At 72.0% G+C, this 20,972-nt stretch carries 21 protein-coding genes; 11 read left to right on the top strand and 10 right to left on the bottom strand.

Annotated elements, in window-relative coordinates:
• Positions 1-122 precede the first annotated feature (122 nt).
• Both DJ74_RS06150 and DJ74_RS06145 read left to right on the top strand, forming a co-directional pair.
• A complete protein-coding gene (locus DJ74_RS06150; protein ID WP_049906210.1) occupies positions 123-395 on the top strand; it encodes a hypothetical protein in 273 nt (90 codons plus the stop codon).
• A gap of 18 nt (positions 396-413) precedes the next feature.
• On the top strand, positions 414-698 hold the full coding sequence (locus DJ74_RS06145) for a hypothetical protein (protein WP_094526675.1): 285 nt from the start codon (positions 414-416) through the stop codon (positions 696-698).
• 95 nt (positions 699-793) lie between these two features.
• On the opposite strand, the gene DJ74_RS06140 is transcribed toward DJ74_RS06145, so the two are convergent.
• Complete coding sequence (locus DJ74_RS06140; RefSeq protein ID WP_094526674.1) at positions 794-2,137, bottom strand: rhodanese-like domain-containing protein; 1,344 nt, start codon at positions 2,135-2,137, stop codon at positions 794-796.
• A 157-nt stretch (positions 2,138-2,294) separates the two neighbouring features.
• On the opposite strand from DJ74_RS06140, the gene DJ74_RS06135 reads away from it, so the two are divergent.
• From DJ74_RS06135 to mfnA, 5 genes are all read left to right on the top strand, one after another.
• Positions 2,295-3,062 carry an AAA family ATPase gene (locus DJ74_RS06135; RefSeq protein WP_094526673.1) on the top strand — a complete coding sequence of 256 codons (768 nt, stop codon included), beginning with the start codon at positions 2,295-2,297 and terminating at the stop codon, positions 3,060-3,062.
• Positions 3,059-3,727: a hypothetical protein gene (locus DJ74_RS06130; RefSeq protein ID WP_094526672.1), complete on the top strand. Its 669-nt coding sequence runs from the start codon at positions 3,059-3,061 to the stop codon at positions 3,725-3,727. The genes DJ74_RS06135 and DJ74_RS06130 overlap by 4 nt, the downstream gene beginning before the upstream one ends.
• Positions 3,728-3,971: 244 nt before the next feature.
• Positions 3,972-4,601, top strand: coding sequence for a hypothetical protein (locus tag DJ74_RS06125; RefSeq protein ID WP_094525409.1), 630 nt, complete (start codon positions 3,972-3,974; stop codon positions 4,599-4,601).
• Positions 4,602-4,919: 318 nt separating this feature from the next.
• Complete coding sequence (ppsA, locus tag DJ74_RS06120; protein WP_094526671.1) at positions 4,920-7,271, top strand: phosphoenolpyruvate synthase; 2,352 nt, start codon at positions 4,920-4,922, stop codon at positions 7,269-7,271.
• A gap of 103 nt (positions 7,272-7,374) precedes the next feature.
• Entirely contained in the window at positions 7,375-8,442 is a 1,068-nt protein-coding gene (gene mfnA / locus DJ74_RS06115; RefSeq protein WP_094526670.1) for a tyrosine decarboxylase MfnA, read from the top strand.
• Positions 8,443-8,463: 21 nt separating this feature from the next.
• On the opposite strand, the gene DJ74_RS06110 is transcribed toward mfnA, so the two are convergent.
• The 6 genes from DJ74_RS06110 to DJ74_RS06085 all read right to left on the bottom strand — a co-directional run bounded on the left by DJ74_RS06110 (position 8,464) and on the right by DJ74_RS06085 (position 12,611).
• Entirely contained in the window at positions 8,464-8,817 is a 354-nt protein-coding gene (locus tag DJ74_RS06110; RefSeq protein WP_254922145.1) for a nuclear transport factor 2 family protein, read from the bottom strand.
• Entirely contained in the window at positions 8,814-10,019 is a 1,206-nt protein-coding gene (locus tag DJ74_RS06105; RefSeq protein WP_094526668.1) for a potassium channel family protein, read from the bottom strand. The genes DJ74_RS06110 and DJ74_RS06105 overlap by 4 nt, the downstream gene beginning before the upstream one ends.
• Before the next feature lie 70 nt (positions 10,020-10,089).
• Positions 10,090-10,638, bottom strand: coding sequence for a hypothetical protein (locus DJ74_RS06100; RefSeq protein WP_094526667.1), 549 nt, complete (start codon positions 10,636-10,638; stop codon positions 10,090-10,092).
• 21 nt (positions 10,639-10,659) lie between these two features.
• Complete coding sequence (mch, locus tag DJ74_RS06095; protein WP_094525338.1) at positions 10,660-11,598, bottom strand: methenyltetrahydromethanopterin cyclohydrolase; 939 nt, start codon at positions 11,596-11,598, stop codon at positions 10,660-10,662.
• A 124-nt stretch (positions 11,599-11,722) separates the two neighbouring features.
• Positions 11,723-12,052 (bottom strand): hypothetical protein, encoded by a 330-nt coding sequence (locus DJ74_RS06090; RefSeq protein ID WP_094525339.1) that lies wholly within the window; start codon positions 12,050-12,052, stop codon positions 11,723-11,725.
• Between the two features lie 82 nt (positions 12,053-12,134).
• A complete protein-coding gene (locus tag DJ74_RS06085; RefSeq protein ID WP_094526666.1) occupies positions 12,135-12,611 on the bottom strand; it encodes a hypothetical protein in 477 nt (158 codons plus the stop codon).
• A gap of 129 nt (positions 12,612-12,740) precedes the next feature.
• Here DJ74_RS06085 and DJ74_RS06080 point away from each other — a divergent pair, with 129 nt between their 5' ends.
• Complete coding sequence (locus DJ74_RS06080) at positions 12,741-13,379, top strand: halocyanin domain-containing protein (RefSeq protein ID WP_094525341.1); 639 nt, start codon at positions 12,741-12,743, stop codon at positions 13,377-13,379.
• 73 nt (positions 13,380-13,452) lie between these two features.
• Here DJ74_RS06080 and DJ74_RS06075 read toward each other — a convergent pair whose 3' ends face one another.
• Entirely contained in the window at positions 13,453-14,499 is a 1,047-nt protein-coding gene (locus tag DJ74_RS06075) for a glycosyltransferase (RefSeq protein ID WP_094526665.1), read from the bottom strand.
• 142 nt (positions 14,500-14,641) lie between these two features.
• Between DJ74_RS06075 and DJ74_RS06070 the strand changes: the two genes are divergently transcribed.
• Both DJ74_RS06070 and DJ74_RS06065 read left to right on the top strand, forming a co-directional pair.
• Positions 14,642-16,519: a S9 family peptidase gene (locus DJ74_RS06070; RefSeq protein ID WP_094526664.1), complete on the top strand. Its 1,878-nt coding sequence runs from the start codon at positions 14,642-14,644 to the stop codon at positions 16,517-16,519.
• Positions 16,520-16,678: 159 nt separating this feature from the next.
• A complete protein-coding gene (locus DJ74_RS06065; RefSeq protein ID WP_094526663.1) occupies positions 16,679-17,140 on the top strand; it encodes a pyridoxamine 5'-phosphate oxidase family protein in 462 nt (153 codons plus the stop codon).
• A gap of 57 nt (positions 17,141-17,197) precedes the next feature.
• On the opposite strand, the gene DJ74_RS06060 is transcribed toward DJ74_RS06065, so the two are convergent.
• Positions 17,198-17,983 (bottom strand): aldo/keto reductase, encoded by a 786-nt coding sequence (locus tag DJ74_RS06060; protein WP_094526710.1) that lies wholly within the window; start codon positions 17,981-17,983, stop codon positions 17,198-17,200.
• A 176-nt stretch (positions 17,984-18,159) separates the two neighbouring features.
• Between DJ74_RS06060 and DJ74_RS06055 the strand changes: the two genes are divergently transcribed.
• Positions 18,160-18,402: a hypothetical protein gene (locus tag DJ74_RS06055; protein ID WP_094525345.1), complete on the top strand. Its 243-nt coding sequence runs from the start codon at positions 18,160-18,162 to the stop codon at positions 18,400-18,402.
• 20 nt (positions 18,403-18,422) lie between these two features.
• On the opposite strand, the gene DJ74_RS06050 is transcribed toward DJ74_RS06055, so the two are convergent.
• The gene (locus tag DJ74_RS06050) at positions 18,423-20,969 is read right to left on the bottom strand and encodes a cation-translocating P-type ATPase (RefSeq protein ID WP_094526662.1); all 2,547 of its coding nucleotides are present in this window, start codon (positions 20,967-20,969) and stop codon (positions 18,423-18,425) included.
• Between the last annotated feature and the right edge of the window lie 3 nt (positions 20,970-20,972).

Raw genomic sequence — 20,972 nt, 5'->3', positions numbered from 1 at the left:
CTGACCCGCGAGGCTGATCGGCTTGCGAATCCCTTCGACTCCCCGAGCGACCGGCGCGCCGGCCATGATATCGATTGTCACGGACCGCCGGTTTATATATCGTGGCCCGCGAACGCCAAGACATGGGAGACGAGGACACGGACGGACCGATGTCTGCCGAGGAGTTTCGCTCGCTGCGCGACGGGTTAGTGCGCCAGAGCTCCGGCGGGGGGACGACCGTTTACAAGAACGCCGCCGGAGTCGGCTGCCCGAATCCGGACTGCGACCGCGGCGTGTTCCAGACGCTGTTCGTCAGCGACCACGGCTGGCAGCAGATCGGCGCGACCCGCGACGGGATCGACCTCTGCCTGTGTAACACCGAGACGAAGCGGCTCGTGTTCATCCACGACGAGTGACGTGACAGTGACGGAACCGTGAGCGACGAGTTCGACCCGGCCGCGGCGCTGCACGAGCACCTCGCGGCCACCGAGGAGCTACCCGTGGAGCGCGAGGCCGGCTGGCGACTCGGGGAGGCACAGGCGCTGGCCGCGGAGATCGCCGACGGCGGCCTCGACGACGCGACCGTCGCCAGGCGAGCCGACGAGATCCGAACGCTGCTCGCGGAGGTCGACGGTACCGGTGACCCGGACGCCGACGACCGCGTCGCCGCCGCGCGCGAGCTCGCGACCCGGATCGCGAACCGGTCGGGCGACGAGTGACCGCGAGCGGGTGACCGCGGCGCTCGAACCGGAGCGCGCGTCGCGATACCGTGGAGGATCGATCAGCGACGGGCGGCGCCTCGACCACCGCCGACTCAGTCGTCCGCCGTCGACTCCCCGCCCGCGTCCGCCGCACACCGGTTCGGACCCAGCTCCAGCTCGATCGCCGCGGTCTCGTCCGGCAGCGACTCCACGCCGCGGTTCGCCGCGATGACGCGCTCGTAGTTCGGCGGCTTCTCCGGGAGCGTCGCCGTGATCCGGTCGACGAACGCCTCGCGGTCGAGTCCGAGCACGTCGAGCTCCCGGCGCGCCGCGCCCACCGTCGTCGTCACCGGCTCGCCGGGCTCGACGTCGCCGGTCGTCCCGTCGTTCCCGACCGCGAAGTGGCCGGGACAGACGACGACGCCGTCCGGCTCCGCGAGCAGGGTCGCGTGGAGCGAGTCGTAGAGCCGTTCGGCACCGGTCGCGGCGCCCGCGGACTCGCTTCCGCCGCCGGCCGCGTCGTCGCCGCCCGCCGCGAACTGCAGCTCCGTCCGACCGACGCTGTCGGTGAACAGCGTGTCGCCGGTGAGAACCGCCGACCGCCCGACGAGGTAGCTCGCGCCGTCATCGGTGTGGCCGGGGGTCGCGAGCGCCTTCACCGCCACGCCGCCGACGTCGAGCGTCTCGTTGCGCGCGAGGGGTTCGAACGCGTAGGCGACGTCGCGCTCGGCGGCCGCCGCGGGGAGGTAGTACGGGACGCCGAGCTCGTCGGCCAGCGCCCGACCACCGGAGAGGTGGTCGGCGTGGACGTGCGTGTCGAGGACCGCCCCTATCGACGCGTCGCGTTCGGCGGCCGCCGCCCGCCACTCGTCGCCGTGACGCGAGACGTCGACAGCGACGGCGACGCGGTCGGAGCCGTCGGAATCAGCGACGGCGACGCGGTCGGAGCCGTCGGAATCAGCGACGGCGACGCGGTCGGAGCCGTCGGAGCCGTCCCGTTCAGCGTCGCCGTCCGCCGGCCGGTCGCCTACCACGAGGTACCCGAGACACCCCTTCGCGCGCCGCTGGATCTGGACGACGTCGAGCGGGTCGTCGCCCGCGTCCGGGAGCGGGACCTCGGTCCGGTCGTACACGCCCGACCAGCCCCGCATCCCGTCCGCGACGACGGTCACGTCGTCGTAGCCCGCCGCTTCGAGCTCCTCGGCGAAGTCGAGCGAGGCCTTTCCCTTCGCGCAGACGGTGACGATCGCGTCGTCCGCGTCGACCCCGGTCTCGGCCTCGAAGTCGTCGACGTCGAACTCGTGGAACGGCTTGTAGAAGTAGTGGACCGAGTCGGCGATCCGCCAGCTCTCGTAGCTCCCTCGGGGCCGCGTGTCGACGAGCGTGAACGGCCGCTCGCCGCGTCGGCGCTCGTCGATCGCGTCGCGGAACGCGTCGGCGTCGATGACGGTTGGCATGGTCGGGGATTGGCGCCGAACGGCAAAACGCTGTCCGGTGGGGTTCGGCCCGCGCCCGCGGCCGCGTCCGGCCCACGGCGGCGTCCGGTCCGCGGTCGCCCGCTCGCTCGCACTCGCGATGGACAGCCTTTAGCCGAGCGACCGGACAGGTGTGCGCATGGTCGAGGCGTTCGCGGTCGCCAGCGGGAAGGGCGGCACGGGCAAGACGACGAGCACGCTCGCGCTCGGGATGGCGCTGGCCGACGAACACGACGTCACCGTCGTGGACGCCGACACGGGGATGGCGAACCTCCTCTTTCACGCCGGGCTCGACGACGCGGCGGTCACCCTCCACGACCTGCTCGTCGAGGGGACCGCGACCGGCGTTACGGAGGCGACGTACGAACGGTTCGGCCTCTCCGTCGTCCCCTGCGGCACGTCGCTCGCGGGGTTCGAGGCGGCCGAGCCCGAGCGGCTCCGCGACGTCGTCGCCGAGCTCGCGAGCGACACCGACGTGCTCCTGCTCGACTCGCCGGCCGCGCTCGGCTCGAAGTCGGCGGTGCTTCCGGTCGTCCTCGCGGACCGGGTCGTCGTCGTCGTCGAGCCGACGATTCCCGCGCTCTCGGACGGACTGAAGGTTCAGGAGTACGCCCGCTCGTACGGGACGGAGACTGCGGGCGTTCTCTTCAACAAGGTCCGGGAAGACGCCGCCGACGTGGCCGAGCAGGCCGAGCGCCACTTCGGGGGGCCGGTGCTCGCCCGCGTCCCCGACAGCGACGTGGTCCGGGACGCGCGCCGCGCCGGAGAGCCCCTCGTCGCGCACGCGCCGGAGAGCGACGCGGCGGCCGGCTACCGACGGGCCGCGGCCCGACTCGACGTGCGCGACGGCGACGGCGACGCGGTCGCCGACCGGTTCCGGAGCGCGGTCGTGCCGGACACGCCATGACGGGGTCCGCAGACGGACCGACGGGGCCCGGGGAGTCGAACGAGGCCCCGGAGCTTCGGATCCCCCGCGGGACCCTCCTCCGGTCGCGCGTCGTCTCCGACGTGGCCACGACGCTCTCGCGGGCGCTGGACCGCGGTCTGACGGGCTACGCGACGATCGTCCCGCAGGAGACGCTCCTCCTGGAGGGGGACGCGCGCGGCGTTCTCACCTTCGCGGACGGGGTTCCCGTGCTCGCGTACAACACCGTCACCGACAGCGGCGGTCCCGACGCCCTCGCGGAGCTCGCGGTGCCCGGCCCGTACCGCGTCGAACTGTACGCGGTCGACGGCGGCGGGCTCGACGCGGCCCACGAGGCAGACGCGCTCCGCGTCGCCCCGGGCGCGGCGGCGACGGAGCTCGCGGACGACCCGGCGCTCGCCGACCGCACCCGCGACGCGGCACCCGACGAGCGGCTGGACGACCCGGGGGCGGACGACGCCGACGCCGTCGCGGCGTTCCTCGCGGACGACGACCGGATCGAGGCGATACGCGAGCAGGCGCGGGCGGAGGCGGCAGAGCGCGCCGACGAGTGGGGGCTCGACGCGGCGCTCGCGGACGAGCACCCCGGGGGCGACGACCCCAACGCCGACCTCGCGACCGCGAGCGAGTCCGGACCGGAGCGCTGATCGAGACGGGGCGAGACGGGACGGAACAGACGGGGAGAGACGGGATGGAACAGACGGGACGAGACGGAACGGGACAGGGCGGAATGAGACGGAACGGGACGGGGCGACGGGGCGGAGCGGTTTTGTCGGCCGCGGCCGTAACCGACGCATCACGGTCCTCCGACTCCTCCGCTTGACGGCGCCCGCCGACTTCGCCGACTGGTACGCGGCGAGCCGCGCGTACACCCGCCACGTCGCCGACGGCATGGGGTTCGCGGGAGCCGACGCGGTCGACGGCGCGCGGGTCGTCGAGCGGCTCCGGACCGATCACACGACGCTGTCGCCCGCCGAGGCGCGGTCGGTCGCGGCGACGCTGCTCGCCGACGGCGCCTTCTCCGAACCGTACTGCGAGTGGCTGCCGACGTGGTACGAGCTCGCGCTGATCGCTCCGGTTCGGTACGGCGACTGGCGCCTTCGGCGCGTCGCCGCGGCGGTCGCGGGAGCCGCCGGCGTGACGGTGGCCGCCCCGCGGTTCTCCCGCCCGCGGGACGTGACCGTCGACGGCCGACCCGCGCTCGCGGGGGTCTCGGGGTTCCGCGACCGCTTCCTGCTGGCCGACGCGCTGTTACACTTGGAGTGGTTCAACCACGCCGCCGCGGCCGACGGGATCGGCGTCCCGCCCGACCTCGTCGAGCGGACTCGCGAGGAGACGGTGTCGTACTACGGGGGCGACCGGGCGTCGCTCTCGCCGCCCGTCCGTCGGTTCCAACGCCTCCTGTTCGCCGATGACGCGTGGGTCCGCCGAGTGAACGATCGGTACGACCTGAACAGCCGGCTGTTCGGCGTCTGGGAGCGGATCCTGAGCGCGGAGCGCGAGCGGCTCGCCGACGAGTGACCGTTCGTGGCGAGATGTTACAACACCTGTAACACGTTACGGGTGCTGACTCTCTTGACGGGGGGTAAGTATACGATAAACGGGGATGAAAAACGGGTACGGACCGACGGACGGTTCGTCGTTCCCTGACTGCTTCGGCCCTCTCTCGATCGCCCGCTTCGGCCCACCTCCCCGCGTTCGATCCGTTGACCGACCGTGACGTCCGGTTTCGGTCGCCGCCCTCGGCGCACCCGTAACTCGCGACTGAGTAATCTTTTATTCACCGAAGTGTCGGCCGGAAGCTTCATAGGTCGGCTCGCGGATCCTCCGGGTACACGAATGGCAGTACTCTGGCTGGAGGACGTTGACGCCGACGACGTCGGGACCGTCGGCGGGAAGGCCGCGTCGCTCGGTGAACTCATCGGCGCCGGACTCCCGGTTCCCCCGGGATTCGCCGTCACCGCGGGCACGTACCGGACCTTCATCGAGGAGGCGGGGATCGACGAGGAGCTGTTCTCGGCCGTCGACGTCGATCCCGAGGACTCCGCCGCGCTCCGCGCGGCCGAGGAGCGGGCGGAAGAGCTCATCCTCGACACGCCGTTCCCCGAGGAGGTCCGCGAGGAGATCCTGGAACGGTACCGCTCGATGGGCGGCGAGGAGGAGGCGTTCGTCGCCGTGCGGTCCTCGGCGACCGCCGAGGACCTCCCGGACTCCTCGTTCGCCGGGCAACAGGAGACGTTCCTCAACGTCCGCGAGGACGACCTGCTCCGCCGAGTGAAGGAGTGCTGGGCCTCCCTCTTCACCCAGCGAGCGATCTACTACCGGCAGCAGCGGGGGTTCCCGCACGCCGACGTCGACATCGCGGTCGTCGTCCAGCGGATGGTCGACGCCGAGAAGTCCGGCGTGATGTTCACCAGCCACCCCTCGACCGGCGACCCGCAGATCACCATCGAGGCCGCGTGGGGGCTCGGCGAGGCGGTCGTCTCCGGCACGGTCTCGCCCGACAACTACGTGTACGACCGCGAGCGCGGCGCCGTCGACCAGGTCACCGTCGCGGACAAGAAGGTGGAGATGGTGAAGGACGCCGAGACCGGCGAGACGGTCCAGCTCGACGTCGACGAGGAGCGCCGCACCGCGCGGGTCCTCTCCGACGCGGAGATCGGGGATCTGGTCGCGCTCGGCGAGCGCGTCGAGGACCACTACGGGACGCCGCAAGACGTCGAGTGGGCGATCCGCGACGGCGAGATATACATGCTCCAGTCGCGACCGATCACGACGATTCAGGAGGACGAGAGCGACGAGGGCGGCGCGGACGCGGGCGGGACCGGCGGAGAGACCCCGAAGAAGTCCACCGTCGGGGGCGCGTCGGGCCGGCCCGGCGCGGCCAACGGCGGATCCGCCGGCGCGGACGAGGACGTCCTCGTCGACGGGCTCGGCGCGAGCCCGGGGGTCGTCTCCGGCGCGGTCCGGATCGTCCACAAGCTCGACCACCTCGACCAGGTACAAGAGGGCGACGTGATGGTCACGGAGATGACGATGCCGGACATGGTCCCGGCGATGAAACGCGCCGCGGGGATCGTCACCGACGAGGGCGGCATGACGAGCCACGCCGCGATCATCTCCCGCGAGCTCGGCGTCCCAGCCGTCGTCGGGACGGGTAACGGGACGCGGCTGCTCGAGGACGGCCAGGAGGTCACCCTCGACGGCGACAAGGGCACCGTCCGCGCCGGCGTCGACGAGGAGGCCGAGCCCGGCGAGGAGTTCGAGCCCGTGGAGGCGGCCCGCCCCGAGACGCCGGTAAAGCCGATGACGGCGACGGAGGTGAAGGTGAACGTCTCGATCCCCGAGGCGGCCGAACGCGCGGCCGCGACGGGCGCCGACGGGGTCGGACTCCTCCGGATCGAGCACATGGTGCTCTCGCTCGGGAAGACCCCCGAGAAGTACATCAACGACCACGGCGCCCGCGCGTACCAGGACGAGCTGATCGAGGGCGTGCGCCGCGTCGCCGACGAGTTCTACCCGCGGCCGGTCCGCGTGCGTACCATCGACGCGCCGACCGACGAGTTCCGCGAGCTGGAGGGCGGCGAGGGGGAGCCCAACGAGCACAACCCGATGCTCGGGTGGCGCGGGATCCGGCGGAGCCTCGACAAGCCCAACCCGTTCCGGCAGGAGCTCGCCGCGTTCGCGCGCCTCTTCGACATGGGGTACGACAACTTGGAGGTGATGTTCCCCCTCGTCAACGACGCGACCGACGTCGAAGCGATAACGGGACACATGCGCGACGCCGGCATCGACCCCGAGACGCACCGGTGGGGCGTGATGATCGAGACGCCGGCGAGCGCGCTGCAGATCGAGGGGCTGGCCGCCGCCGGCATCGACTTCGCCTCCTTCGGCACCAACGACCTCACGCAGTACACGCTGGCGGTCGACCGCAACAACGAGCACGTCGCCGGCCGGTTCGACGAGCTCCACCCCGCGGTGCTCCAGCTGATCGGCGACACGATCGAGACGTGCCGCGAGCTCGGCGTCGACACGAGCATCTGCGGGCAGGCCGGCTCCAAGTCGGAGATGGTCGACTTCCTCGTCGAGGAGGGGGTCTCCTCGATCTCGGCGAACATCGACGCCGTCCGCGACGTGCAACACGAGGTGAAGCGGACGGAACAGCGGCTCCTCCTCGACTCGGTGCGCTGACGCGGCCGGTCCCTCAGGCGGCCGCGGGCCGCGGTTCCCCGTCGGGGGACCGTGACACCGGAGAACGGAACGGGTAAGACCCTCCGCGGTAACGTTTCTCCGAATGCAGCAGCCCGAGCCGCAGTCGTTCGACCGCGTGCTCTCCTCGATGTGTACCGAGCCGCACCCCGCGGCCCGGGAGGCGGCCGAGCGCTACCTCGCGACGAACCCCGGCGACCCGGCCACCTACGAGGCGGTCGCGGAGCTGGAGACGCGCGCGGTCGAGCTGCTCGCGACGCTCGCGGACCACCCCGAGCCGACCGACGCGGCCGGCTACGTCACCGCCGGCGGGACCGAGGCGAACGTGCAGGCGGTCCGCTCTGCGCGCAACCGACACGACGCGAGCGACGCGAACGTCGTCGTCCCCGAGAGCGGCCACTTCTCGTTTCACAAGGCGGCGGAGCTGCTCGACGTGGAGCTCCGGACGGTCCCGGTCGACGGCGACTACCGGGCCCGGACCGACGCGGTTGCCGCCGCCGTCGACGACGCCACCGCCCTCGTCGTCGGCGTCGCCGGCAGCACGGAGTACGGGCGCGTGGACCCGATCCCGGCGCTGACCGAGATCGCCCACGACGCCGGCGCGATGATGCACGTCGACGCCGCGTGGGGCGGGTTCGTCCTTCCGTTCGCCGACCGCGCGTGGTCGTTCGGCGACGCCCCGATAGACACGCTGACGATCGACCCCCACAAGTTCGGACAGGCCCCCGTTCCCGCCGGCGGACTTCTCGCCCGTGAACCGGCCGCGATGGACGCGCTCGCGGTCGACACGCCCTACCTGGAGACGCGGTCGCAGGCCACGCTGACCGGCACCCGGAGCGGCGCGGGCGTCGCCGGCGCGGTCGCCGCGATGGAGGCGCTGTGGCCGGACGGCTACCGGGAGACCGCGGAGCGCGCGACCGACGACGCCGCGTGGCTCGCCGACGCCCTCGCCGAGCGCGGCTACGACGTCGTCGAGCCGACGCTCCCGCTCGTCGCCGCGGCGCTCCCCGAGGCCGAGTTCGACGCGCTCCGGGAGGCCGGCTGGAAGGTGTCGCGCACGGCGGCGGGCGAGCTCCGCGTCGTCTGCATGCCCCACGTGACCCGCGATGCGCTCCGAGCGTTCGTCGCCGACCTCGACCGGATCCGGGCGTGAGAGCGGCTTCGCAGTGACGACTCACTCCCCGTCGCCGGCGTACGTCTCCAGCGAGGCGAGCCGCCCGTCCGCGACGTCGAAGACGTCGACGAACGCGAACACCTCGTCGCCGTCGGCGTCCAGCAGCCGTCCCCGAACGGCGACGCCGGGGCCAGACGGGTACACGGCGTCGACGGCGTGGGTCGTGTCCGTCATCGGCCGCTCGTCGCGCATGAACGCCACGAAGCGGTCGCGCCCCTCGAAGGTGCGGTCCGGGCGTCGCTGGGCGAAGTCCGGGGCGAGCAGCGCCCGGAGCCGCTCGTAGTCGCCGGCGTCGAGCGCGTCGTAGTAGGCGCGGGCGAGGCCCTCGGGGTCCGCGGTCGGCGGGGCGGTCACGACGCGAGCGCCTCGAACTCCTCGGCGGAGGTGCGAGTGCCCTTCGAGATGACGGCGTCGCCGGGACGCAGGACCGTGTCGATGTCGTGACCGATCAGCCATCCCTCGTCCGGACGGCGGATCGCGATCACGCTCGTGGAGACGTCGGTCGTCGGGATGCCGTTCTCCACGCCCGTCCCCGCGAGGGCGCTCCCCTCACGGACCACGGTCCGCGTGATGATCTCGTCCGACTCCTGGACCGCCATCTCCACGACGGGATGGACGCCCAAGTTGCGCCTGACTCCTTCGGTGATCTTCACCGCGGCGTCCGAGATCTCCTCGGTGGCGACGCCGAGGTGGATCAGCCCGCGGAGCGAGACGGGGTCGTCGGCCTCTCGCGCGGCGCGGAGGGTCCACGCCTCGAACCGCGACTGGAGCGCGTCGACCTCGATCTCCAGGTTGGACACCTCCTCCGCGAGCTCCTCGTTGTTGAACAGGATCGAGCCGTACGCCAGGTCGACCGCGAGCTCGGAGAGGTTCTTCATCAGCACGATCGAGTCGACCGCGCGTTCCAGGTCGTCGATCGCGGGCTCGACCGGCTCCGCCGGCTCGAACGGCTCGCCCGCCAGCTCGGGGTACGCCTCGACGACGCCCGTCTCCGGGCCGCGGAGGAGCGTCACGTCGCCGACCTCGATCCGCGTCTTCGGTCCGGGGTTGAGGATCCAGTCGTCGTCGCGCCGGATCGCGATGACTCGGACCCCCGTCTTCGACTCCAAGTCGATGTCCTTGAGCGTGCGACCGGCGTAGCCGGAGTCCGACGCGACGGTGCCGCGGACGAGCGTCTCGACGCCGCCCGTGAGCGCGCCACGCATCGCGTCGGGGAGGCCGATCTCATCGGTGATGATCTTCGCGATGTCGCCCGCGGCGTCGGAGATCTTGTCCGCCGCGCCGACCACGCCGAGCACCGGCGCGAGCGTCTCGGCCTCGTCGGGGCTCCGCGCCGCGAGCATGAGGCTCATCCGCGCGCGCATCTGGAGGACGTCCATCCGGTGTTCGAGCTCGACGACCTCCTCGGCGATCGTCGGGCTCCCGTGGAGCACCGCCGAGTACGACAGATCGATCAGCAGCTCCGCGGTGTCTTTCATCTCCACGAGCAGGTCCTTCACGCTCGTCGGCTCGTACGTGACCGACAGCGGCGACTCCCGCCGGTCGAATCGTCCCATGCGAACACCCTCTCCGGCGCCGGCTAAAAGGCTTGTCGCGGGGCGCTCCCGCCGATTGCGCGCGGGGCGCTCAGGGAGACGTCTCCGCCTCGTCGCCGGCGACGTAGGCGGGAGTCCCCCCCGCGTCGCCGTCTCTCTCCCCGTCGTTCGACACCCGCCGGGCGAGGTCGACGAGCGCGAGCCACGCCAGCAGCCGGGCCGCCCGGTCGCGCCACGTCGCCTCCCACTCCGGGTCGCGAGCGCGGTCGTGTCGCGGGACCGACTCGCGGGTCGCCTCGAACAGCGCCTCGGGCGTGACCGGGTCCTCGGGCGTGGCCTCCCGGAGAGCGGCCAGCGCCTCCGGCGCGAGCAGGACGCCCTCGCGGAGTCCCTCGCGGACCAGCTCCGGGGTCGGCTCCGCGTCGGTCCGCACGAACCCCCGCGACGTCTCCCGGACGAGTCCGAGCGCGCGGAGGAACGCGAGCCAGTCGTTCGCGACCCGCCGGTCGGCGAGCCCGCACCGGTCGCGGAGGCGGGCGCAGCAGTCGTCGGTGCTGCCGGGGACGAGCGGCACCGCGCGCTGGAGCTCGCGGAGGTCGTCGACGGCGGCCGAGGGGTCGGGGACGGGCTTGATTCGCATCGACGTCGATCCGCGACCGTCTCAGCGGTAGTCGAACGACTCGGCGAGCAGCTCCTCGTCCGTCTCGCCGACGGCGTAGACGGGGCCGTCGACGACGTCGACGGTGACCTTCGCCGGCGCGAAGACGCGCTCGTCGACCTCGTAGAAGTCCCAGCCCGCGTCCTCGAACACCTCGACGAAGGGGGTGCCGTACTCCTCGCGGGCGGTCGAGACGATCTGGTCGAAGCGGTCGTCGTCGCGCGCGACCTGCAGGTGGACCTCGCCGCCGTACGCGAGGGCGTCGTTCGTCCGACCCATCGCGAGGTCCTCGTCGCGGGTCACCGGCGCCATCGGCGCGGCGCCGGACGCGTGGAGCACGTCGGTCGGCTCGTAGCCGAGCTCCAGCAGGCGGAAGACGGCGAGCTCCGCCGCGCGGGCCGCGGTGGCGACCGAGCCGGCGGTCGAGCCGGTCGCGTACGCCGGGAGGAAGACGCCCTCGGGGTCGACCTCGGCGAGGTCGGCGACGTGCTCGGCGACCTCCTCGGTCGGGAGCGCGGTCGACTCGACGGTGAGCGTGGCGAACTCGGAGGAGTCGTAGTAGCCGACGCGCTCGAACTCCGCCTCCTGCCCGACGAGCGCGCGGGCGGGACCCGAGCCGAGCCCCTCGTAACCGGACTCGAAGTCGAGCTCCCAGCCGGCCTTCTGCGAACAGAGCAGCGCGATCGCGGGGTGGTCCGTCGACAGCTCCACGTACTGGCGGGGCGCGCCGGCGACCTCGCCCACGCGAGTGCGGAGGTTCGCGAGGCCGGCGGTCTGGATCTCGGCGAGCAGGAGCCCGGCCTCGACGCCGCCGGCGGCGTCGATCCCGAAGTCGACGACGGTGGCGCCGTTCTCCAGCTCGTAGCCGACGACGTCGAGCTCACCGGCGAAGTCGAGCGCCTCGTCGACGAGCTCGATCGCGGTCCGATTGATGCTTTCCATGCTCGATACTTTTCGCTCCCCGGTTAAGGGGTTTGTCTGTTGGCACCGCCGTCCGCGTCGCGCGCCCGTCGGCTCCGCTCAGTCGCCGTGGACTCCCGGGTTCAGCCGCCGTGGACTCCCGGGCTCAGTCGCCGTCGCCCGTCGAGATCGGTTCGACGCGGAAGACGTACCCCTCGTACGCGCTGTCCAGATTGGCCGGCCCTTCCGCGGCCGTGTGGTCCACGCAGAGGAGGGCGGTCGCCTCCACGGCGCCGGTTCCGGTCTCTTCCTGATACCGCTCGGTGACCTCGAACGCGGCCGGCTCGTCGCAGCCGCGTCGGTAACACTCCTCCGGGCCGTCGTCCGACGGTTCCGCCTCGTCGCCGCGCTCGCGGGCCTCCGAGATGTCGCGCTCGATCCGTCGGCGCTCCTCGTCGCGGGCCTGCTTGTCGCGCCCCGATTTGGTGTCCGGCATACCTGCCTCGTCACGCCTCACGGTGATAATTGTACGGTCGATCGTGACGGATCGGCGTCCGGAGTCGGTCCGCGGTTTCGCGCTACCAGAACCCGCCGTCGGAGTCGCCGTCGTCTCCGACGCCGCCCGGCCCGCTCGGCCCGCGCGGTCCGCTCGGCCGCGGGTCGGGGTCGATCTCGACCAGCTCGCTCTCGGCGCGCGGGTCGATCTCGCGTCCCTCGTCGTACCGGACGAACGAGAGGTAGAACGGCTCGCCGCAGCCGGGGTCGTCGACTTCGCTTTCCCGCTCGTCCCCGCCCTCTCCGTCGCTGGCGACCGCCCCGCCGACGTCCGGCCCGCGGACCCCGTCGTGCGGGTCCCAGACGACCCCGTCGCTCTCGCCGCAGACGAATCTGACGCCGTCGACGCCGTCCCGATCCTCGAACGGCTCCCCGGGGGCGACGTACGTCCACCCCTCGAGGGGGTACGGCGTCACGGCCTTGTCCGCGAGGTAGCCGTCGCGTTCGAGCTCGACGAGCGTCCCGCAGTGCGGACAGTAGTAGGTGACCGGATAGCTCATGGCCGACGTACGGGCGCCGTTTTTATACGCCCGTCGCCGACGCGTCGGCCTTCGCCGGCGGGGCCGGACGCCGATCCCGCCCGCGTCCGGATCAACATATTCACTACAACCCGTCACGAACCGGGTGATATGAGCTCGGACGACGTCTCCCGGCGCGCGTTCATGCGGACCGCGGGCGGCGCGACCGCTGCCGCCGGGGCGGCGACGGCGACGGCGGGGACCGCGGCGGCACAGGAGGAACAGCCGGTCTGGCCGAGCGGGGCCAGCAGCGGGAACGTCGGGTCGTATCAGGACGCCCGCGGCGAGAGCGAGGTGACCGTCTCCGTCGGCGCGGGCGACAGCGGTCTCGCCTTCGACCCGACCCTCCTGTGGGTCGACCCGGGAACGACCATCACCTTCGAATGGACGGGGAACGGCGGCGCCCACAACGTCCAGACCGTCGAGGGCGGCGGCCCGGCCAGCCTCGACAGCGGCGACCCGGTCGGCGAGGAGGGGTACACCTACGAGTACGAGACGAGCGAGGAGGACGTCGGCATCACGCACTACCACTGCGTTCCCCACACCGCGGTCGGCATGCACGCCGGCCTCGCCGTCGGCGGGGACATCGAGACCGAGTCGACGGGCGGCGGCGGCGGATCGAACGCCGTCTTCGTCCCGCAGGGCGCCCGCGCGCTCGGCATCGCCACGTTCATCGCGATGGTGAGCACGCTCGGGCTGGCGTTCGTCTTCATGAAGTACGGCGGGACGATAACCGGCGACGAGGAGTAGTCGGCGTTCGGCGCGACCGCGCGGCGGTCGGCGGGCGCGTCGCCGATCCGAGATTTCGACCCGCCTTTTCAGTTCACTCGCCGAGGAGCCCGCGGTACGTCTCGACGTACCGGTCTAACACCGCGTCGCGGTCGTAGCTCGCGAACTCCCGCTCGATCGGCTTCCGTTCGAGGTCGCCGACGGCGACGAACTCGTCCGCGAGTTCGGCCGGGCTCGTGACGAGGCGGCCGCGCTCGCGACCCTCCACGAGCTCGTGGGCGCTCGAGTCCGCCTGGTACTCGACGAGGGCGACGCAGCCGCATGCGAGGGCCCACAACAGTTCGGTCGCGAACGTCTCCCACGTCGCCGTCGCGGCGACGACGTGGGTCCCCTTGTACAGCTCGACGCGCTCGCGGCGCGGGAGGTCGCCGAGGAACGACACCCGGTCGTCGATCCGGAGGTCGCGCGCGGTCGCCTCGATCCGCTCCCGCTCGGGGCCGTCGCCGACGACGGCGGCGGTCCAGTCGCGTCCGCGGAGCTCCGCGAGTCCGAGCAGGAACGTCTCGACGTTCGCGTGGCGGTCCAACCGTCGGGCGTACACCGCGTCGAACCGGTCGTCGACGCCGGCCGACTCGACGAGTTCGAAGTCGACGCTCTCCGGGACGACCCGCACGTCGTCGCCGTCGGCCCCGTGTTCGCGGACCCGCGTCTTCGTCGTCCGCGAGGGGGCGGTGACCGCGTCTGCGCCCCGGGCGAGGAAGCGGTACCGCCGGGCGGCGTCCGCGGGGTGGTCGCGCCACCAGTCGACGACGACCGGCGTCCTCGTCAGCGTCCCCGCGACCGTCGCGCCGAGCCCCGGCGTCGGCGGGCTGTTGACCGCGTGGACGACGTCGGGATCGACGCGGCGGAGCGCGACGGGGAGCCGCGCCGCGAACGCCGTGGGCGACGGGTCCGTCGTCACCGACCGGTACTCGATCCCGTCCTCCTCGAAGGCGTCGAGGTCGCCGCCCCACCAGCGCGAACAGAGCCAGACGACCTCGTGGCCGCGGTCGGCGAGTCCGCGGGCGACTCGTCGCGTCCGCTCCCGGGCCGGCGTGTCGCCGTGACCCGGGGCGAAAAGCGAGGCGAACGCGACGCGCATACGGCGACCGGACGACGGGCCCGAATAAAAAGACACGGCATCGGGGCGGCGTCGGGCGGACGTCGTCGGGCGCACGGGAACGGTCCGAAACCGCCCCTCCGCCACCCGAAACGGTTTCCCACCGCGGGCGGAACCGGACCCCATGCACCGGTACGACATCGAACGGTACCTCAACGTGCGGAACGCCGGCGGAGCGGACCTGGGGCCCGACGGTCGGCTCTCCTTCCTGCTGAACACGACCGGCACCGGCCAGGTGTGGTCTCTCGACGAGCCGCTGGGGTGGCCCGAACAGCACACGTTCTTCGAGGAGGCGGTCTCGTTCGTCGACTCGTCGCCCGAGCGCGCCGAGGCCGTCTTCGGGATGGACGAGGGCGGCAACGAGCGCGCGCAGCTCTACCGGCTCAACTACGAGTCCGGCGAGATCGTCGACCTCACCGAGCGCCCCGAGGCGAAGCACCGCTGGGGCGGCTGGGACTCCGAGGGCGACCGCTTCGCGTTCGCCTCCAACCGGCGCGACGAGTCCGTGTTCGACGTGTACGTGCAGGACCGCGACGCGACCGGCGACGACGCCGAGCTGGTGTGCGAGGGCGACGGCTGGCTCTCCGTCGCGGGCTGGTCGCCGAGCGACGACCGGCTGATCGTCCACGAGGCGCACTCCTCGTTCGATCACGACGTGTACACCCTCGACGTCGCGAGCGGCGACCTGACGCATCACACGCCTCACGAGGGCGACGTCCGGTACGGCAGTCCGGAGTGGGGACCGGAAGGCGAGTCGCTGTACCTCGTCACCGACCGCGACAGCGACACGCTCCGCTTGGAGCGGCTCGAGCTCGCGACCGGCGACTTCACCGTGGTCGCGTCCGGCGAGGGGTCGGCCCTCGAGGGCGGCGCCGGCGCCGACGTGTCGGACGACGCCCCAGAGAAGCCGGGCGGCGACGACGGCTGGAACGTCGACGGCGTCGCGGTCGACGAGGAGTCCCGCCGCGTCGTCTACTCGCGGAACGTCGACGGCTACACCGAGCTGACGGTCGGGGAGCTCGTCGACCCCGACCGGATCGACCCGTTCCCGGCCCCGGACCTCCCGAGGGGCGTCGCCGGCGGCGTGAGCTTCGGGCCGGACGGCGACCGCTTCGCGATCACCGCGACCGGGAGCACCCACAACGCGAACGCCTACGTCGTCGACGCGACCACCGGCGAGACGGAGCGCTGGACCGCCGCCTCGACCGCCGGGATCCCGCCGGACACGTTCGTCGAGCCCGAGCTCGTCCACTACCCGACCTTCGACGGCCGGGAGATCCCCGCCTTCTTCTCCGTCCCCGAGACGGAGCCGCCCGAGGGCGGCTACCCCGTCGTCGTCGACATCCACGGCGGGCCGGAGTCGCAGCGCCGCCCCTCGTTCGCCTCGGTGAAGCAGTACCTGCTGAACAACGGCTACGCCGTCTTCGAACCGAACGTCCGCGGCTCCTCCGGGTACGGGAAGGCCTACTCCGCGCTCGACGACGTGGAGAAGCGGATGGACTCGGTGGCCGACGTCGAGGCCGGCGTCGAGTGGCTCCACGACCACCCCGAGGTCGATCCCGACCGCGTCGTCGCGATGGGCGGCTCCTACGGCGGCTTCATGGTGCTCGCCGCGCTCACCGAGTACCCCGAGCTGTGGGCCGCCGGCGTCGACATCGTCGGCATCGCGAACTTCGTCACCTTCCTGGAGAACACCGGCGACTGGCGCCGCGAGCTCCGCGAGGCCGAGTACGGCTCGCTCGACGAGGACCGGGAGTTCCTGGCGTCGATCTCGCCGATCAACAACATCGAGGCCATCGACTCCCCCCTGTTCGTCCTCCACGGCGCGAACGACCCGCGGGTGCCCGTGGACGAGGCCGAACAGATCGTCGAGGAGGCGCGCGAGCAGGGCGTCCCGGTGCGCAAGCTGATCTTCGACGACGAGGGGCACGGCTTCGCGAAGCTGGAGAACCGCATCGAGGCGTACCGCGAAGTCGTCGACTTCCTCGCCGAGCACGTCTGAGTCGACGCGTCTGAGATGGAGATCGGACGCGGGGTGAAGTGCGGAGCCGGCGCGGGACCGACGCCCGGGATATCGCGTCGAGCGCCCCGGGATTCGGCTCGTCGACGGGACGGTGAGGGGTCGCAGTAGTCTTATGCTGTACGACAAACATTATCTATCATGGGCATCGACGCAATCGCCGAGTCCACGGCGGCCTCGATGAGCGAGGGCCAGATGGGGGAGCTCCTCAAAGCGGAGGGGGTCGGAACGCTCGGGCTCCCGACCGACGACCTCCCGTATCTCCTCCCGATCTCGTTCGGCTTCGACGGGGACGCGACGCTGTATTTCGTCTTCTTGCTGTTCGGGTCCGAGAGCCGGAAGGAGACGCTCGTGACCGAGGCGGGACGAGCTCAGTTTCTGGTCTACCGCGCCGAGTCCATGTACGACTGGCAGAGCGTCTCGCTGACCGGCCGAATCACCGCCGTCGAGGAGGGGGAGTGGGACGAGCTCCGGAGCGCGATGGAGAACGCGTGGCACCCGAACGTCTTCTCGTCAGCGCATCCGATGCGCGGCGTCCGCGGCTACAGCTTCGAGATCGACGAGTGGACCGGGCTCCAACAGCGGGACGTCGGCGGAAAATGAGGGGCGCGACGCGCGCCGTCACCGGTCCCTAACGGGGCCGCGCCGTCATCGGTCCGACTACCAGTCCGGGCCGAAGTCCGGGTTCAGCTGGCGGTCGGTCCGACCGAGGGTGTCGATCTCCTCGACGTCCTCGTCGTCCAGTTCGAGCCCGATGCTCGCCCAGTTGTCGACGATGTGATCCTCTCCCGTCGCCTTCGGGATGGCGGTGACGCCCTTCTCGCGGAGCCACGCGAGGCTCACCTGCGCGGCGCTGACGCCGTGCTTCTCGGCGATGTGAGTGATCGCCGGGTCGTCGAGCACGACCCCGCGGGCGAGGGGAGAGTAGGCGACGAGTTCGACGCCGTTGGCGTCGGCGTACTCGCGCAACTCCTCCTGCCGGAGCAGCGGGTGCATCTCCACCTGGTTCGCGAACGGCGCCTCGCCGAGCGCGTCGGTCGCGGCGTCGAGGTGGTGCGGCTCGAAGTTCGAGACGCCGATCCGGTCGATCAGGCCGTCGTCGCGGAGCTCGGCGAACGCGGGCAGCGTCTCTTCGGGGTCGTACGCGCCCGCCGGCCAGTGGACGTACAGCAGGTCGACGTACTCCGTGCCGAGCTTCTCGAGGCTCTCGCGGGTGGACGCGGCCACGTCCTCGGGAGCGAGCTGGTCGATCCACACCTTCGTGGCGAGGAACACGTCGTCGCGGTCGACGTCGGCCGCGGCGATCCCGTCGCCGACGGCCGCCTCGTTGCCGTATATCTGGGCGGTGTCGACGTGGCGGTAGCCGGTCTCCAGCGCGGTCTTCACCGACTCGGTGCACTGCGCCGGCTCGTCGTTCTCCCACGTGCCGAGCCCGAGCACGGGCATCCCGTCGCGGGTCGGTACGTCGAAGGACCGCTGTCGCTGTGACATGGCTCCGGGTAGTCGTGTGAGGGGAAAGTCGGTTGCGGTTCCGGTCATCCGTCGGCCCGCGCCCTCGGTTATCGGCTCGCGGGAAGCGACGAGCGATACTTGGCAACTGAGTCACAAGTATCGACGAGGGAATGGCGAGCTACTACGACTGGCTGCTCGCGGTGATCGCGGCCGCGATGATCGTCGGTGTCGGGGCGAGCGTCCACTCCGCGGTGGCCCTTCACCAGGGGCTCGCCGGCGGGAGCCTCGTGTCCACGCTCGTCCTCTACGAGATTCTCTTCCGAAACCCGCCGACCGAACCGACCCGGTCGCCGACCGCCGCGTCGGTCGCCGTCGGGGTCGGATGGCTCCTCACCGCCGTGCTGATGTACTGAGCGCGGCCTCCCGCCGCCCGTCACTCCAGCAGCGCCCGCGAGGAGTTCGTCACGACGAGCAGGCTCGACGCGCCCATCGCGACCGCGGCGAACAGGGGGTTGAGCAGGCCGGTGACCGCGAGCGGGATCGCGACCGCGTTGTACAGGAACGCCCAGCCGATGTTCCCCTTCACGCGCCGGCCGGCCGCCCGCGACAGCTCGAAGACGGTCGCGACCGAGCCGAGGTCGTCGTCGACGATCGCCACGTCGGCGGCGTCGGCCGCCATCGCCGTGCCGCCGCCGAGCGCGATCCCGAGGTCCGCGGCGGCGAGCGCCGGCGCGTCGTTGGTCCCGTCGCCGACCATCACCGTGAGCCCGCTCGCCTTCAGCCGCGTTATCGTCTCGGCTTTCCCCTCCGGCGGGACGCCCGCGAAGACCGAGGAGACCGCCTCGTGCTCCTCGAAGACGGTCGCCGCGCGCTCGTCGTCGCCCGTCAGGACGACCACGTCGACGCCCTCGTCGGCGAGCGCGGTCACCGTCTCCTCCCACCCCTCGCGCAGCTCGTCGCCGACCACGACGACGCCCTCGGCGGCGCCGTCGCGCCCCACCGCGACGGGGACGCGACCCACGTCGCGCGCCTCGGCGACCGCCCGCCGGATCTCGTCGGGGACGGTCCAGCCGCGCTCGTCGAACAGGGCGGGGTGGCCCACGACCACGTCGGTCCCGTCGACCGTCCCGGAGACCCCGCGGGCGTGGCTCTCGAAGCCCTCGACCGCGAGCGCGTCGGTCGCGCCGGCTCCGTCGTCGGGCGACGCCGACTCGGTCGTCCCGCCGTCGGCGACCGCCGCGGGGGCGGGCGACGCGTCCGGGTCTCCGCGAGCGTCTCCGCGCGCTCGCGCCGCGGCGATGGCCCGGCCGACCGGGTGGGCCGACCGCTCCTCCAACGCGGCCGCGAGCCGGAGGAGGTCGTCGTCGACGTCGGCGGCGATCACCTCCATCTCGCCGGTGGTGAGCGTCCCCGTCTTGTCGAAGACGACGGTGGTCGCGTCGCGGACCCGCTCGAAGACGGTGTCGTCGAAGATCACGATGGACCGCTCGAGCGCGTCGCGGATCCCGGCGGCGACCGCGAGCGGGGTCGCGAGCCCGAGCGCACAGGGGCACGAGACGATGAGCACCGTGAGCCCGACGAGCATCGCCTCGGTGACGCCGTTGCCGAGCGCGAGGTTCGCGGCGGCGGCGACGACGGCCACCGCGAGGACGACCGGGACGAAGACCGTCGCGAGCCGGTCGGCGAGCTTCTGGACGCCGTGGTTCCCGCTCTGGAGGTCCCAGACGAGCTCCGCGACGCGGTCGAGGCTGGAGCTCGCGTCGGGACCGACCGCGATCGTCAGCGAACCGTCGGCGACCACGGAGCCGCCGACCACGTCGTCGCCGGCGGTCTTCCGGACCGGCATCGACTCGCCGGTGACGACCGACTCGTCGACCGCGGCGTCGCCGGCGACGACCTCGCCGTCCACCGGGACGCGCTCGCCCGCCCGCACGAGCAGGCGATCCTCGGGTTCGAGCGCGTCGATGGCGACCTCCTCCGTCTGGGTGACGGCCCCCGCATCGGCCGCATCGGAGCCGCCGGAGGCGTCGCCGGTCCCGACGACCCGCCGAGCGCTGTCGACCTGCACCGCGGTGAGGTCCGAGAGGAGCTCCGTCGCGCGCTTCTTGATCGAGTCCTCGTAGCTGTTGCCGACGGTGACGATCACGATGATCGCGACCGTCACGTCGTAGTAGATCGACGGCGACTCGACGAATATCACCGCGAGCGTGCTGTAGACGTACGCGCTCACCGCCGCGATGGCGACGAGGAGGTCCATGTTCGGCGACCGCGTCTTCGCGCTGACGTAGGCGCCCCGCAGTATCGGCTTCCCGGTGAACAGGAGGACGACGGTCGTCAGGACCGCGATCACGATGAAGAAGTACGTCCCCGACGTCGACGACATCGCCTGGTCGAGGTACTCCAGGGTGCGCTCGTTGTAGAAGGGGAACGCGAAGTAGGTCGGATAGATGATGACGATGTACTGCAGCATGACGGCCATCCCGACGAGCACGCCGGCCGCGAGCCGGGCCGTCGCCATGTTGTCGGCCTGCCGGCGCGCGAAGGCGTCGTCGCGGGGGTACGCGCTGTAGCCGAGCCCGCTCACCGCCTCCGAGAGGTCGTCGGTCGAGACGCCGTCCGGGTCGTGGTCGATCCGGACGGTGTCCGTGACGTAGCTGGCGCTCGCGGCGCTGACGCCCTCCGTCCGGGTCGCGACCGTCTCGATGAACGCCTCGCAGGTCGCGCAGTGCATCCCGTCGACCTCGAGGAACGTCGCCTCGTGGTCGGCCGGGACGTCGTCGCCGGCCTCGTCGCCCCCGGCTTCCCCGCCCTCGTCGCCCGCGCGTCGACGCTCCCGAACCGCGTCGGCGTCGACGTCGACGTCGCCGAGGGCCGCGTACACGTCTCGACAGCCGGGACAGCAGAACTCGTTGCCCGCGTCGTCGGTCACGTCGACGCCGTCGGTCGGGAGTTCACAGAGGGTGCAGTCGGGCGCGCTCATCGG

It is taken from the genome of Halorubrum sp. Ea8 (assembly GCF_002252925.1).
Classification (GTDB): Archaea; Halobacteriota; Halobacteria; order Halobacteriales; family Haloferacaceae; genus Halorubrum.
Note: the sequence above shows the minus strand (reverse complement) of the source record. Positions and strands in the feature narration are given on the sequence as shown.

Excerpts from the sequence above, each read along its gene's own strand:
- DJ74_RS06125 (WP_094525409.1), top strand. The coding sequence starts at position 3,972 with ATGGGGTTCGCGGGAGCCGACGCGGTCGACGGCGCGCGGGTCGTCGAG.
- DJ74_RS06150 (WP_049906210.1), top strand. The coding sequence starts at position 123 with ATGGGAGACGAGGACACGGACGGACCGATGTCTGCCGAGGAGTTTCGC.
- mfnA (WP_094526670.1), top strand. The coding sequence starts at position 7,375 with ATGCAGCAGCCCGAGCCGCAGTCGTTCGACCGCGTGCTCTCCTCGATG.
- DJ74_RS06050 (WP_094526662.1), bottom strand. The coding sequence starts at position 20,969 with ATGAGCGCGCCCGACTGCACCCTCTGTGAACTCCCGACCGACGGCGTC.
- DJ74_RS06100 (WP_094526667.1), bottom strand. The coding sequence starts at position 10,638 with ATGCGAATCAAGCCCGTCCCCGACCCCTCGGCCGCCGTCGACGACCTC.
- DJ74_RS06055 (WP_094525345.1), top strand. The coding sequence starts at position 18,160 with ATGGCGAGCTACTACGACTGGCTGCTCGCGGTGATCGCGGCCGCGATG.
- DJ74_RS06065 (WP_094526663.1), top strand. The coding sequence starts at position 16,679 with ATGGGCATCGACGCAATCGCCGAGTCCACGGCGGCCTCGATGAGCGAG.
- DJ74_RS06070 (WP_094526664.1), top strand. The coding sequence starts at position 14,642 with ATGCACCGGTACGACATCGAACGGTACCTCAACGTGCGGAACGCCGGC.
- mch (WP_094525338.1), bottom strand. The coding sequence starts at position 11,598 with ATGGAAAGCATCAATCGGACCGCGATCGAGCTCGTCGACGAGGCGCTC.
- DJ74_RS06135 (WP_094526673.1), top strand. The coding sequence starts at position 2,295 with ATGGTCGAGGCGTTCGCGGTCGCCAGCGGGAAGGGCGGCACGGGCAAG.
- DJ74_RS06085 (WP_094526666.1), bottom strand. The coding sequence starts at position 12,611 with ATGAGCTATCCGGTCACCTACTACTGTCCGCACTGCGGGACGCTCGTC.
- DJ74_RS06080 (WP_094525341.1), top strand. The coding sequence starts at position 12,741 with ATGAGCTCGGACGACGTCTCCCGGCGCGCGTTCATGCGGACCGCGGGC.
- DJ74_RS06105 (WP_094526668.1), bottom strand. The coding sequence starts at position 10,019 with ATGGGACGATTCGACCGGCGGGAGTCGCCGCTGTCGGTCACGTACGAG.
- DJ74_RS06090 (WP_094525339.1), bottom strand. The coding sequence starts at position 12,052 with ATGCCGGACACCAAATCGGGGCGCGACAAGCAGGCCCGCGACGAGGAG.
- DJ74_RS06130 (WP_094526672.1), top strand. The coding sequence starts at position 3,059 with ATGACGGGGTCCGCAGACGGACCGACGGGGCCCGGGGAGTCGAACGAG.
- DJ74_RS06140 (WP_094526674.1), bottom strand. The coding sequence starts at position 2,137 with ATGCCAACCGTCATCGACGCCGACGCGTTCCGCGACGCGATCGACGAG.
- DJ74_RS06075 (WP_094526665.1), bottom strand. The coding sequence starts at position 14,499 with ATGCGCGTCGCGTTCGCCTCGCTTTTCGCCCCGGGTCACGGCGACACG.
- ppsA (WP_094526671.1), top strand. The coding sequence starts at position 4,920 with ATGGCAGTACTCTGGCTGGAGGACGTTGACGCCGACGACGTCGGGACC.
- DJ74_RS06060 (WP_094526710.1), bottom strand. The coding sequence starts at position 17,983 with ATGCCCGTGCTCGGGCTCGGCACGTGGGAGAACGACGAGCCGGCGCAG.